Here is a 12,478-nt window from a genome sequence, read left to right as displayed (position 1 = left end):
CCTTCGCGAGCCGCTATGGCTTGCGCCTCGCCACCCGAGACGCTTTCCATGATCGACTTCGCCCTGTCCGCCTTCGTGACGCTGCTGCTGGTGGTCGATCCTGTCGGTCTGGCGCCGGCGTTCCTGGCTGCGACAGGAGGCATGCCTGACAAGGTCAAGCGCACGGTCGCGGTGCGCGCGCCGCTGATCGCGGCCTCGATACTGGTCGTGATCGCGCTGGCCGGAAACTGGCTGCTGCGCCAGCTCGGGATCGGCATCCCCGCCTTTCAGATCGCTGGCGGACTGCTGCTGTTCGGCGTGTCCTACCAGATGATCTTCGGCGACCGCCCGCATCGCGAGGCCCGCGAGGCCGACAAGGCGACGTCGGAACACGCATCCGATGTCGCGGTGTTCCCGCTGGCCATCCCGATGATGGCCGGCCCCGGCGCGATCGCGACCACGCTGTTGCTTTCGGGCGATGCCGGCTACGGCGCCAAGCTCGCCATCATCATTGCGATCGTTCTGGCGGTGTGCCTGCTCTGCATGCTGTGCTTCGTCTCCGCGGGTCTGATCGCCCGCACGCTGGGGCGGACCGGAAATGCGGTGCTCTCGCGCGTGCTCGGCATGCTGCTTGCGGCCTATTCGGTGCAGTTCGTGATCAACGGAATCGCGGCCGTTAAAGCGAGCTTTTCCTGAGCCTGCGACAATCTGCTAATATACTGATTTTACAATTGGTTTCTCGATGTAACGGTACACCCGGCAAGACGGTACCTCATCCGGTCCGCTTTCTCTTGCACTGCCATATTGCTTTGACGTACTTCGGGTCTAACAAACGCACTTCGCCAAGAAATCGAGAAGAAATCGAGAAGAAACTGAGATGTCGATGACAGCGGACGAGCTCGCCAAGAGACAGGCCATCATCGACGCCTGCCGCCGCATGAATGCGCTCGGCATCAACCAGGGCACATCGGGCAATATCAGCGTCCGGCATGCGGACGGACTCCTGGTCACGCCGACCAGCGTGCCCTATGAGGCCATGACGCCCGACCAGATCGTGTTCATGAGGATGGACGGCGCGCATGCGCCCGATCAGAAGCCATCCAGCGAGTGGCGCTTCCACCGCGACATCCTGAAGTCGCGCGAGGACGTCAACGCCCTTGTCCACGCCCATCCGACCTATTGCACCATCCTGGCGATCATGGGCATGGACATTCCACCTGTGCACTACATGATCGCGGCCGCCGGCGGCGACAGCATCCGCTGCGCGCCCTATGCCACATTCGGAACGGCGGAGCTGTCCGAGCATGCGATGCGGGCGCTCGAGGGCCGGCTCGCCTGCCTGCTCGACCATCACGGCATGATCGCGATCGGCAAGACACTGGACAAGGCGATGTGGCTCGCCGTCGAGGTCGAGACCCTGGCGCGGCAGTATCACGGGTGTCTCCAGATCGGACAACCGCCGCTGCTGTCGAGCGAGGAGATCGAGCGGGTTCGCCAGCGCATGGCCGGCTACGGCCTGTCGGAAGGGTAGGGCGGACAGACAGTGTTCGTGCGGCTCAGACATATCGTCGATCGCAAGGGGACGAACCGCACCATGGTTCGGCTCCGGGCGCTCTTGCGCAGCAACGAGTTCTACCTGATCCCGCTGGCGCTGGTGATCGGCACGCTGGCCGGCGCCATCGTGACGCTGATGGCGGAGATCGCGCAGATCGCGCATGTCGTGATCTACGGCATTCCCGTCGACGTCCGCCTGTCCGCCAATGCGCGGGTCAGTCCCTGGGCGGCGCTGCTCGCGCCGGCGCTCGGCGGATTGGCGCTCGGCATAATGGAATGGTCGCGCCGGCGCATGAAGATTTCGAACGCGGTCGACCCGATCGAGGCCAATGCCCTTCGCGGCGGCAATCTCTCGATGCGCGACAGCGTGGTGGTGTCGAGCCAGACGCTGATCTCCAACGGCTGCGGCGCCTCGGTCGGCCTCGAGGCCGGCTATACCCAGATCGGCTCCGGCATCGCCTCGCTGCTCGGCAAGTTCTTCAACCTGCGCCGCAACGATCTGCGCCTGATGGTCGGTTGCGGCGCTGCCGCGGCGATCGCAGCGGCGTTCGGCGCGCCGATCACCGGCGCCTTCTACGCCTGCGAGCTGATCGTCGGCGTCTATTCGGTCGGCAGCGCAGCGCCGATCCTGGCGGCCTCGCTCGCCGGCGCGCTGACCGCGCAATGGCTCGGCGGCGCGCCGTATTCCATCGAAATCCCGAAGGTCAGCTCGGTCGGCATCGAGCAGTATCTGGCATTGATCGGGCTCGCCCTCGTCACCAGTGGCGTCGGCATCGCCGTGATGCGCTCCTCCTCGATGTTCGAGCGCCTGTTCAAATGGCTGCCGGTCTGGCTGCGCCCGGTGATCGGCGGCCTCATCGTCGGCAGTTTCGCCATCGTCACGCCGCAGGTGCTGGCGGCGGGCCACGGCGCCATGGTGCTTGATCTCTTCCACGACATGACCATCGGCCTGATCGCCGTGATCATCGGCCTGAAGGTGACGGCCTGCCTGATCTCGCTCGCGTCGGGCTTCCGCGGCGGCCTGTTCTTCGCCTCGCTGTTCGTCGGAAGCCTGATCGGCAAATTCTTCGCCGCGGTGCTGCTGCTGGTCAGCCCGAACTTCGTGATCGATCCGCTGGTGGCGATGCTGACGGGCATGGCGACGCTCGGCGTCGCCATCGTCGGCGGTCCGCTCACCATGTCGTTCCTCGTGCTCGAGATGACCCGCAATGTCGACGTTACCGCCGTGGTGCTGGCCGGCTGCATCGTCACCTCGATCTGTGTCCGCTTCATGTTTGGACATTCGTTCTCGACCTGGCGCCTGCATCTGCGCGGCGAGACCATCCGCAGCGCCAACGATGTCGGCTGGCTGCGCAACCTCACCGTCGAGCGGCTGATGCGCTCCGACGTCGGCAAGGTGCCGTCGACCACGACGATCGCCGCCGTCCGCCGCGAATTCGCGCTGGGCTCGCGGCCGGGTATCGTCATCGTCAACAATGCTGACGAATATGTTGGCCTCGTGCTGTTGCCCGACCTGTTCTCCAGCGACCTCGACACCATCGCCGACGATATCCAGGTGATCGAGCTCGCCCGCCTGATCGACATCGTGCTGATTCCGGAAATGAACGTGAAGTCGGCGATGGCGGTGTTCGATGAGGCGGAAGCCGAGATGCTGGCGGTGGTCGATTCCACCGACAGCCGCAAGGTGGTTGGTTTCCTCACCGAGACCTTCGCCCGCCGCCGCTACGTCGAGGAGATCGACAAGGCCACGCGCGGCGTGCTGGGGGCGCTGTCGTAAGGGTCTGCGGCCTCGGGGTCGAGAGAGGTATTGGGGGAGGGGCCATGGCACCCGCAGTCGCCTTCGAATTTCCTTGAAGGCGTCTTGCTTTGGACAAACCGCGTCAGCGATGATCAGGGCAAGCAAATGCGACGGACGCCTTCGGGCGACATTGGGCTGGGAAGGGGAGCGCCAATGAACTCCGTAACGACACCGATCGAGCCGCCTTATGCGCTGTCTGCGCGCATAGACGCACAGCTCACGCATACCTTCGCGAAAATCAAGAGCGTGGATGAAGAGATCGCGCGCGCCAACGAGCAGCTTGCCCGGCTGGAGCGCGATGCCGTGCGCAGTCGCCCGCGGCGTGGCGGAACAGCGCTGCGCGGCCTCGCCGGTCTCGGGCTGGCTGCAGGGATCGGCATCGCTGCCTTCGTCTCGCAATCATCCCACGGTGATACGGTCAGGCAGATGTTCGCAGGTTGGGCGCCGGTGCACGCTGCGACGTCGTCGCAGTTGCAAGCAGAGCCGGTGCGCGAAGCCGAGACGAGCCCGACTGCTCAATTGGCCGAGGCATCGCCGCAACCGGCATCTGCGGCCGAGACCGTACCGGAGGTCGTCGCGCCAACCGGCGGCACACTCCCGCCGGAGTTGACCGAATTGCTGCAGAAGCTGGCGAGCGATCTCGCAAACGTGCAGCAAGGCATCGATGAGCTCAAGGCGAGCCACGCGCAACTGAGAGCGAACCAGGAGCAAATGTCGGTCGACAATCTCAGGCTTGCCGATGAGTTGAAAGCAGGCCAGGAACAAATGACGCGGCTCGTCGCCAAGACCCCTGAAGATAAGGCGTCTGAAAGCAAGGCGTCGGATAACAAGAGGCCCGAGATCGCCGGCAAAACGACCGACCGGTCGAACGCGGGGCAGAAGACGAGCGCAGCACCAGTGCCTGCGTCACGTCCGGCTGCGGCTCATACGCCCAAGCCGGCGGCGGCAACCTCGTCACCGCATGCCGCGGTGCGACGGACTGCTCCGGTCCAGCTGCAATCGGCGCGACAATAGTCGCGATCGATACGGACCCGTAGTCGCGGCCACATTCACGGCAACGATCGCTCCACATCGATGGTGCCGACGCCGCCGAGAATGACCGCCGGCATCGCGCCGAGACGGCGGTCATGCCGCTTTCGAATTCGCCAAGCCGCACCGGCGCGACGCGGGCCACGCCGCCGATCGTATGGCGCCCATCGATCCAAGGTGTCGAGTAATCATGGAAGCGGGACGGCGGGCTTCATGAGCGCCGCCCGCGTCCGGCTATCGGCTTGGTTGAGATGGCGCTGCCACGAGGCAGGCCACGATCCGGCGGACCAGTGGCAGCACCATCAGCAACGTAGGAAAGGCGACGAGCCACGACAGCGCCCATGCGCCCGGCCAGGTCGCCAGGAACGCCGGCGTCGCGCCGAGGCTCCGCAGGGTCGAAATGACCGACACCACGGCCGTCATGAGGACGGACAGCACGAATGGCATCACGATCGGCGCATAGCGCGCCGGCAGTTTGCGAACCGCAATCATCTGATTTCTCTTCGAGAAAGGACGCGTCAGTCACGTTGAACCCATTAAAATGGCATCGATCCCGACGGCGTCGGTTGATGCGTTGGTTCACGTGAACGCTTACGGCGACCGCAAAACGGCGCGGCTGTTCATTATCCGCTCAGGTTGAGTGGTGCAAGCTGGATCGGCTGGTTCGGTTTACAATCGTTCAAAGCGTGGCGGATTGCCGCGATCCTGAAACCATTTCAGTGGTTTGCGCGTTAGGTCACGTTTGAATATGTTTTTTTGGCGAGAACAGAGGACGTCAAGATGAGCAATCGACCCGTCACTTCCAGGTTTGGCCGCACCGGTGCGCTGGCCGCGTTCGCGGGCCTTGCCCTGACTGCGGCTTCGGTATCGCCGTCGGTTGCGGCGTCCCCCGTCGCGGCCAAGACCTTGCCCACCACCGCGGCAGGTCCGGCTTCGTCCAATGCCACCGATTTCAGTGCAGCCCGACGCCATCGTTATTATCGACGCGGGCCGAACGCCGCGGGTCTCGCCTTCATGGGCGTCGCGGCAGGTCTGATCGGAGGCGCGATCGCCGAGAGCCGGCGCCAGGAGTACTACGACAACTATTACTATGCTCCGCGTCCGTACTACGGCGGCCCGGGCTATTATGGCGGCGGTCCTTATTACGGCCCGCGCTACTATCCCTATTAGGCGACCGGTTTCGCAAAAAGGGGCGGTGCCTTGCACCGCCCCTTTTTTGCGTCCGGCATCGCGAGATGCCGCGGTCGATGATGCTGTGTCCCTCGTCTGTCAAGCGGCGCAGAGGACGTAGGATGGGTAGAGCTCTTGCGAAACCCATCATGCTTCGGCGCAACGAAGACGTGATGGGTTTCGCTGCGCTCTACCCATCCTACGAGAGCTACACGTCCGGCAAGTCACCGTCCCGCCGGCGCCGACATCGCGCCGTTGGCGTAGCGCGACCAGTCGGGTTCGGTCGGCTGCGAGGGCCACATTGCCGCGTTGGAGTTACGCACCGATTGGGTGACGGGGGCGGGATGCGCCTTGCGGACGTGGTGGCGGTCACTTGCCGCGGCGGTCTGGATGGTGACCGCGGCAATCAAGGTAGCGCCGAGAATGGCGAAAGATTTCTGCATGTCGTTTCTCCCGTGACGACGCTCCGGCTGTGGCGTCTTGTGTGTTCGTCGTCGCCGCTGACATGGCGATGGGCCTTTCCGAATATCAGCGGCGCCGCCTTCACGTTGGAGCGAGCAAACTTTTTGGTCCCGGCTAAATATTCGGCAATCACACCCGTGACGCGGTGGACTTGCCCGCCGCAATCCGGTTCAATGCTGCGAATTGGCTTTCCAGGCGACAACGATGTCGAAATATCTGCTGGTCCTGTTGTTGATGGCCTCACCGGCGGCCGCGCAGGTCAAATTGACCCCGAAGGCCACGGCGGCGCATCCGGACCCCTGCGCTCCGATCGGGCGCACCGCGGACGGCAAGCTGGTCTACTCCATGAAATGCGAGAACCTTCCGGCACCGCCCGCGCCACCGCCGCAGGCCGAACTGAAGGAGGCGCCGCAGCCCGCCACTGAGGCGGAGCCGGAGGTGCGGCGGAGCGGCATCTTCGGTTGGTCCTACGACCGCCGGTGACGGCCCGCGCCACTTGCGCGAACGCCCATGGAATGCTCTTTGCTTGGAAGTTCCCGTGGGGCCATCGCCCCCGACCCAGAGAGATGAGATGAGCAAACTCGTTATCCGCGCCGGCGATTTCACCTTCGATGCCCGCTTCGAGGAGCAAGCCGCGCCCAAGACCGTCGCCGCATTTCGCAAGGCGCTGCCGTTCGAAAGCCACATCATCCATGTGCGCTGGAGCGGCGAGGCGGTATGGATGCCGCTCGGCGACCTCGATTTCGGCGTCGGCTACGAGAACCACACCAGCTATCCCGCGCCCGGCCAGATCATCCTCTATCCCGGCGGCATTAGCGAGACCGAGATCCTGATGGCCTATGGCGGCGTGAGCTTCGCCAGCAAGATGGGCCAGCTCGCCGGCAATCACTTCATCACCGTGACCTCGGGCCTGGAGAATCTGGCGACTCTCGGCAAGGCTGTGCTCTGGAAGGGCGCACTGCCGATCCGCTTCGAGGAAGTCTGAGTGACTGACGCCCGCTACCCGCGCGATCTCCGCGGCTACGGCCGCAACCCGCCGCATCCGGAGTGGCCGGGCAACGCGCGGGTCGCGGTGCAGTTCGTCGTCAATTTCGAGGAAGGCGGCGAGAACAACATTTTGCACGGCGACCGTGCCTCGGAAGCGTTCCTGTCGGACGTGCTTGGCGCGCAGCCCTGGCCGGGCCAGCGCCACGCCAACATCGAATCCATGTTCGAGTACGGCTCGCGCGCCGGCTTCTGGCGGCTGTGGCGGATGTTCAATGAGCGAAAGTGGCCGACCACCGTGTTCGGCGTCGCCACGGCGCTGAAGCGCAATCCGGTAATCGTCGCGGCGATGAAGGAGTCAGGCTGGGACATCGCCAGCCACAGCCTGAAATGGATCGAGCACAAGGACATGACCGAGGCGCAGGAGCGCGCCGAGATCGCCGAGTCCATTCGCGTCCATACCGAGGCCACCGGTTCGCGGCCGCTCGGCTGGTACACCGGCCGCTCCTCGACCAACACCAACCGCCTGCTGATGGAGGAGGGCGGCTTCCTCTATCTCTGCGACTCCTATGCCGACGATCTGCCCTATTGGGTCAAGGGCGCCAAGGGCAAGCAGCTCATCATTCCCTATACGCTTGACGCCAACGACATGCGGTTCATCAACCCGCAGGGCTTTGCCGAGGGCGAGCAGTTCTTCACCTATTTGAAGGACGCCTTCGACGTGCTCTATGCCGAGGGTGAAACCGCGCCGAAGATGATGTCGGTGGGGCTGCATTGCCGTCTTGCCGGACGTCCCGGTCGCGCCGCGGGCTTGATCCGCTTCCTCGACTATATCGGCAAGCATGATCGCGTCTGGGTGCCGACGCGGCTCCAGATCGCGCAGCACTGGCACGACAAGCACGCGCATCTCGCCGCCGACGCGTTCGAGATCGAGTAAGGCGATGCCGCAGATCTCGCTCGCCGATCTCAACGCTGCAGGCAAGGCCGATTTCGTCGCCGCACTCGCCAACGTGGTCGAGTATTCGCCATGGATTGCGGAGAAGCTTGCCGAGCAGCGGCCGTTCGCCGGCATCAACCAGTTGCACACGGCATTGATGGCGGCGATCCAGAGTGCCGAGCCTGACGTGCAGCTCGTACTGATCCGTGCTCATCCCGATCTCGCCAACAAGACCCAGCGCGCCGCGGGCCTGACAGCGGAATCGACCGACGAGCAGAACAGCGCCGGCCTCGACCGGCTGTCGGATGCCGAATACGCGGCGTTCGAGCGCGTCAACAGCGCCTATCGCGACAAATTCGGCTTCCCCTACATCGTCTGCGTGCGCCGTCACACCAAGGATTCCGTGCTGCGCGACTTCGAGACGCGGTTGCGCAACATTGCCAAGACCGAGACGCGGCGTGCGATCGAGGAGATCGGCCGCATCTCCGCGCTGCGGCTGGATCAGCTCGTGATTGCCGACGACAAGTTGAAAGTGCACGGTCGTCTGTCGACGCATGTGCTCGACAATCACGCCGGCAAGCCTGCGTCCGGTATTGCAGTCGAGCTCATTGAGCTAGCGAACCTCGGCGCGAGCCGCGTGATTGCACGCACGGTGACCAACGCGGATGGCCGCACCGACCAGCCGCTGATCGGCGGCCGGCCGCTGCCGATCGGTCGCTACGAACTCAGATTCAGTATCGGAAAATATTACGCCGAGCGCGGCGTGCAGACGCCCGATCCGCCCTTCCTCGACGAGATCCCGCTGCGCTTTGCGATCAGCGAGCCGGAGGGCCATTACCACGTGCCGCTGCTGGTCACGCCCTGGAGCTATTCGACCTATCGCGGCAGCTAGCTGCCGAATTTCTCGAGCAGCGCCGGAAACAGCCGGTCCGGCTTGAACGGCGGCGCGGTGAAGCGTATGCCGGTGGCATCGGCAATGGCGTTGCCGAGCGCGGCGGCAACCGGATTGTACGGACTCTCGCTCATCGACTTGGCACCGAGGGGCCCGATGGTGTCGGAGGTGTCGGCGAAGAAGACCTCCGTGCGCGGAACGTCGGCGAAGGACGGCAGGTGATAGTCGCGGAATTTCGGGTTGGTGACGCGCCCCTCGGCATCGATCACCATCTCCTCATAGAGCGCAGCGCCAAGCGCCTGCGCCACGCCTCCTTCGACCTGGCCGCGGCACTGCATGGGATTGGCGACGACGCCCGCGTCCGCCGCCTGCACGCTGCGGAGAATCCTGAGCTCGCCGGTGCCCTTGTTCACGGCGACGCGAAAGCCCTGCACGTTGAAGCCGACCGAGCGCGGCGTGCCGCCGGAATTGCCGGCAGCGGCAAACGGTTGGCCGCGTTCGCGCGCGAACGTCGCGAGCTCTGTGAAGGGCATCCGCCGCACGCCGCTGACGACCGCCTCGTCGTCGAGCGTGCAGTCCGCAGTGTCGCTCAGCCACGCGCTGGCGGCCGCGGCCTTCAGCTCGGTCGCAAGCTGCATCGCAGCCGCATGCGTGGCCTTGCCCGCGACGAAGGTGCCGGCGCTGCCATAGGCGCCGGTGTCGTGGCCGCCATGGGCGGTGTCGGACTGGCGCAGGCGGATGCGGTCGACTGTGGTCGCAAGGATCGTCGCGGCGATCTGCCGGTGCACGGTGCTGGTGCCGTTGCCGAACTCGGCGGTGCCGACAGTGAGGTCGAAGCTGCCATCGTCGTTGAGCGCGATCATGGCATCGGCGATGTGGCCGGCCGGCGGCACGGTATCGATCATGGTCAGCGCCACGCCGTCGCCGATCAGCCATTCCGGCGACAGCTCCGGCTGCGGACCACCCGCCTGCATCGCGCGCTCGACGAGGTCGATGCACTGATCGAGCCCGTAGGAACCATAGAGCACGTCGTGGAACTCGGACGGCGGGGGCGACAACATGGGATCGCCCAGCTTGACGTTGCGCCGACGCATGTCGTAGGGGCTGACGCCGAGCTGCCTGGCCAATTCATCGATCGCGGCTTCGATCGCGATCTGTGTCTGCGGCAGCCCATAGCCGCGAAACGCGCCTGCTGGCACCGTGTTGGTGTAGACGGCGTAGCCGTCGACCCGCTTGTTCGGGCAGTTGTAGACCGCGATGGACTCGGACAGCGAGTGGAACATCACGGGACCGGCGTGATTGCCGTAGGCGCCGGTGTTGGAGAGCACGTCGAGCTGGAGCGCGGTCAGCCTGCCATCGGCATCGGCGCCGGCCTTGATGTGGACGCGCATCGGGTGCCGGGTCGAGGTCGCGATGAACTGCTCCTCGCGGGTCAGCTCCAGCTTCACCGGACGTCCCGTCCTGAGCGCGGCGAGTGCCAGGATGTCCTCGACGAACATCTCCTGCTTGCCGCCGAAGCCGCCGCCGACGCGCTCGCAGAACACGCGGACCTTGTCCATGGGACGCTGGAAGATATCGGACAGCGCGCGGCGAGTCAGGAACGGCACCTGCGTCGAGGTGCGGACATTGAGCACGCCTGCGGCATCAAGCCAGGCGAGGCCGCCATGCGTCTCCAGTGCCGCGTGCTGCACGCGATGACTGTGGAAGGTGGCCTCATAGGTGACGGCGGAGGAGGCGAGTGCTGCGGCGACGTCGCCGAACTCGCCATGCGTCTCCGCCGCGAGGTTGCGCTGGGGATCGGCGATGCGGTTCGCCGTGGTGCGATCAGGATGAAGGACGGGCGCGCCCGGTGCCATCGCCTGCTCGGGATCGATCAGCGCCGGCAGGATGTCGTAATCGACCTTGATCCGGCGACACGCCTCCTCGGCGGCGGCTTCGCTCTCGGCGACGATCGCAGCAACCCTCTGCCCGATGAAGCGGACGACGTCGTCGAGGATGCGGGTGTCCTCGGGATCCATCCAGTCCTTCTCATGCCGGGCGGTCGAGATCAGCACCGATGGCGCATCCTCATGCGTCAGCACCGCGTGCACGCCGGGGATGCGCAGCGCCTCCGACTTGTCGATCGCGACAATCCTGGCATGCGCATGCGGCGAGCGCAGCAGCTTGACGTGCAGCAGGCCGTCGATGGCGGTGTCGAAGGTATAGCGCGCCTTGCCGCGGACCACGTCGGGGCCTGCGGGGGCCGGGAGGCTGCGGCCGAACGCGGCGCCGGCCTCGACGCTGTCCTCGACATTGGTCTTGCCGAGCAGCGCGTCCTCGATGGATCGATAACCGGTGCAGCGACAGATATTGCCCTTGAGCGCCGATCCGAGATCGGTGCGTTGCGCCTGGTTCAGCGAGGCGCAGGTCAGGATCATACCGGCGGTGCAGAAGCCGCATTGAAAGCCCTGCGCGTCGAGGAAGGCCTGCTGCATCGGATGCGTGCCGCGCTCGCCGCCGAGACCTTCGATCGTGGTGACGACGTGGCCGTCGGCGCGGAAAGCCGGGATCAGGCAGCTATGCACCGGCTCGCCGTCGAGCAGCACGGTGCAGGCGCCGCAATCGCCGGCATCGCAGCCCTTTTTCACGCCGAAATGGCCGAGCTCGCGCAGGAACGTCCGAAGGCACTGGCCCGCGCGCGGCTCATCCGAAAACACCTTGCCGTTGACCTCGAAACTCACGATGGCGTTGCCCCCAAGAGTTCGGCGCGGATCTCCTCGGCAAGCCGTAGCGTCATGTGCTTGCGCCAGAGCGGTTTGCCGTGGATGTCGGTGTGGTACAAATCATCCGTGATCTGCTGCGCGATCACCTCGCGAAGGACGCTTGCGTCCGGGGCCTTGCGAAACGACAGCTGGATCGGTCGCACCGTCGATGCCGTCACCGTCAGCGTCAGCGTGCCGTCGGCATCGAGGCTGCCGATCAGAAGCGCCGCCGAACGGCCGACCGGCGCCAGCGAGATCTGGCGAAACGCCGTTCGGCGCCTCAGAGCGGCAATCGGAATGTCGATCTGCCGGATGAGGTCGCCCGGCGTCAGCCGATTGCGCTGGTTGCCGGTGACGAAGTCGGCGACGGGAATCTTTTGCTCGCCACCGCCGGCCTTCCAGATGGTGCAGACGCCGTCGAGCGCCGCGGTGAGCGAGATCATCGGTCCGGCCGGCAGCGACATGCAGAGATTGCCGCCGACCGTCGCCGTCTTCCAGATCTTGAACGAGGCGAGGAAGGCGCGGCAGCACTGGCCGATCAGCGGAGCAGCGAGCCAATCCGGCGGACAGGCGAAACCATCGAGCTGCGCCACGGTGCAGGTGGCGGCGATGGAGAGATGGCTGTCCGTGATCGTCAGCGCCGGCCATTTCAGGTCGGTGAGATCGATCAGCCGCGTCAGATGGACCTGTGGCTCCGAGAACAGCCAGGTGCCGCCCGCGAGCCACGCATCGCCAGCCGTCCAGCCCGGCAGCTCCGCGCGCGTTTGCGGATGGGCGACCGTCGTGATGGTATTCAAATCCATGGCTGCGCCAGCGCTTTCGCGCGGTGAATCGTGGGATGAGTCTTGCAAGACCGGAGCCAAGTCGCAACAAACAAGTCGCAGCCGAAACGGCGTTTGGGCACTTGGCCGCATTGGGTGCCTGTCGCGCGA

13 protein-coding genes are annotated in these 12,478 nt (G+C 65.2%); 9 read left to right on the top strand and 4 right to left on the bottom strand.

The window, feature by feature from the left end; translation table 11 throughout:
- Positions 1-48: 48 nt before the first annotated feature.
- The 4 genes from WN72_RS33785 (at position 49) to WN72_RS33770 (ending at position 4,345) form a co-directional block, all read left to right on the top strand.
- Complete coding sequence (locus WN72_RS33785; RefSeq protein ID WP_092216035.1) at positions 49-675, top strand: MarC family protein; 627 nt, start codon at positions 49-51, stop codon at positions 673-675.
- 181 nt (positions 676-856) lie between these two features.
- Positions 857-1,510: an L-fuculose-phosphate aldolase gene (locus tag WN72_RS33780; RefSeq protein ID WP_181411713.1), complete on the top strand. Its 654-nt coding sequence runs from the start codon at positions 857-859 to the stop codon at positions 1,508-1,510.
- Positions 1,511-1,522: 12 nt separating this feature from the next.
- Positions 1,523-3,310 carry a chloride channel protein gene (locus tag WN72_RS33775; RefSeq protein ID WP_092216033.1) on the top strand — a complete coding sequence of 596 codons (1,788 nt, stop codon included), beginning with the start codon at positions 1,523-1,525 and terminating at the stop codon, positions 3,308-3,310.
- 30 nt (positions 3,311-3,340) lie between these two features.
- On the top strand, positions 3,341-4,345 hold the full coding sequence (locus WN72_RS33770; RefSeq protein ID WP_244553738.1) for a hypothetical protein: 1,005 nt from the start codon (positions 3,341-3,343) through the stop codon (positions 4,343-4,345).
- Between the two features lie 249 nt (positions 4,346-4,594).
- Here WN72_RS33770 and WN72_RS33765 read toward each other — a convergent pair whose 3' ends face one another.
- A complete protein-coding gene (locus tag WN72_RS33765) occupies positions 4,595-4,852 on the bottom strand; it encodes a DUF2798 domain-containing protein (protein WP_027562415.1) in 258 nt (85 codons plus the stop codon).
- A gap of 288 nt (positions 4,853-5,140) precedes the next feature.
- On the opposite strand from WN72_RS33765, the gene WN72_RS33760 reads away from it, so the two are divergent.
- Positions 5,141-5,530, top strand: a complete 390-nt coding sequence (locus tag WN72_RS33760; RefSeq protein WP_092216031.1) for a hypothetical protein — start codon at positions 5,141-5,143, stop codon at positions 5,528-5,530.
- Between the two features lie 224 nt (positions 5,531-5,754).
- Here WN72_RS33760 and WN72_RS33755 read toward each other — a convergent pair whose 3' ends face one another.
- Positions 5,755-5,973, bottom strand: coding sequence for a hypothetical protein (locus WN72_RS33755; RefSeq protein WP_092216029.1), 219 nt, complete (start codon positions 5,971-5,973; stop codon positions 5,755-5,757).
- A 223-nt stretch (positions 5,974-6,196) separates the two neighbouring features.
- Between WN72_RS33755 and WN72_RS33750 the strand changes: the two genes are divergently transcribed.
- The 4 genes from WN72_RS33750 to uraD all read left to right on the top strand — a co-directional run bounded on the left by WN72_RS33750 (position 6,197) and on the right by uraD (position 8,805).
- Positions 6,197-6,475, top strand: coding sequence for a hypothetical protein (locus WN72_RS33750; RefSeq protein WP_027562418.1), 279 nt, complete (start codon positions 6,197-6,199; stop codon positions 6,473-6,475).
- An 88-nt stretch (positions 6,476-6,563) separates the two neighbouring features.
- On the top strand, positions 6,564-6,977 hold the full coding sequence (locus tag WN72_RS33745) for a DUF3830 family protein (RefSeq protein WP_027562419.1): 414 nt from the start codon (positions 6,564-6,566) through the stop codon (positions 6,975-6,977).
- Positions 6,978-7,913, top strand: coding sequence for an allantoinase PuuE (puuE, locus tag WN72_RS33740; protein ID WP_092216027.1), 936 nt, complete (start codon positions 6,978-6,980; stop codon positions 7,911-7,913).
- 4 nt (positions 7,914-7,917) lie between these two features.
- A complete protein-coding gene (uraD, locus tag WN72_RS33735) occupies positions 7,918-8,805 on the top strand; it encodes a 2-oxo-4-hydroxy-4-carboxy-5-ureidoimidazoline decarboxylase (protein WP_092216025.1) in 888 nt (295 codons plus the stop codon).
- Here uraD and WN72_RS33730 read toward each other — a convergent pair.
- Both WN72_RS33730 and WN72_RS33725 read right to left on the bottom strand, forming a co-directional pair.
- The gene (locus WN72_RS33730; protein ID WP_092216023.1) at positions 8,802-11,525 is read right to left on the bottom strand and encodes a molybdopterin-dependent oxidoreductase; all 2,724 of its coding nucleotides are present in this window, start codon (positions 11,523-11,525) and stop codon (positions 8,802-8,804) included. The genes uraD and WN72_RS33730 overlap by 4 nt on opposite strands.
- Complete coding sequence (locus tag WN72_RS33725) at positions 11,522-12,349, bottom strand: FAD binding domain-containing protein (RefSeq protein ID WP_092216021.1); 828 nt, start codon at positions 12,347-12,349, stop codon at positions 11,522-11,524. Before WN72_RS33725 ends, WN72_RS33730 begins: the two co-directional genes overlap by 4 nt.
- Positions 12,350-12,478 lie beyond the last annotated feature (129 nt).

Source organism: Bradyrhizobium arachidis (genome assembly GCF_015291705.1).
Lineage (GTDB): Bacteria > Pseudomonadota > Alphaproteobacteria > Rhizobiales > Xanthobacteraceae > Bradyrhizobium > Bradyrhizobium arachidis.
The sequence above is the reverse complement of the archived record's forward strand: the minus strand, read 5'-3'. Positions and strand labels throughout refer to the sequence as shown.

What these genes read in the sequence shown, in the direction of transcription:
- WN72_RS33745 (WP_027562419.1), top strand. Translation starts at nt 6,564, where the DNA reads ATGAGCAAACTCGTTATCCGCGCCGGCGATTTCACCTTCGATGCCCGC.
- uraD (WP_092216025.1), top strand. Translation starts at nt 7,918, where the DNA reads ATGCCGCAGATCTCGCTCGCCGATCTCAACGCTGCAGGCAAGGCCGAT.
- WN72_RS33725 (WP_092216021.1), bottom strand. Translation starts at nt 12,349, where the DNA reads ATGGATTTGAATACCATCACGACGGTCGCCCATCCGCAAACGCGCGCG.
- WN72_RS33750 (WP_027562418.1), top strand. Translation starts at nt 6,197, where the DNA reads ATGTCGAAATATCTGCTGGTCCTGTTGTTGATGGCCTCACCGGCGGCC.
- WN72_RS33785 (WP_092216035.1), top strand. Translation starts at nt 49, where the DNA reads ATGATCGACTTCGCCCTGTCCGCCTTCGTGACGCTGCTGCTGGTGGTC.
- WN72_RS33765 (WP_027562415.1), bottom strand. Translation starts at nt 4,852, where the DNA reads ATGATTGCGGTTCGCAAACTGCCGGCGCGCTATGCGCCGATCGTGATG.
- WN72_RS33760 (WP_092216031.1), top strand. Translation starts at nt 5,141, where the DNA reads ATGAGCAATCGACCCGTCACTTCCAGGTTTGGCCGCACCGGTGCGCTG.
- WN72_RS33755 (WP_092216029.1), bottom strand. Translation starts at nt 5,973, where the DNA reads ATGCAGAAATCTTTCGCCATTCTCGGCGCTACCTTGATTGCCGCGGTC.
- WN72_RS33780 (WP_181411713.1), top strand. Translation starts at nt 857, where the DNA reads ATGTCGATGACAGCGGACGAGCTCGCCAAGAGACAGGCCATCATCGAC.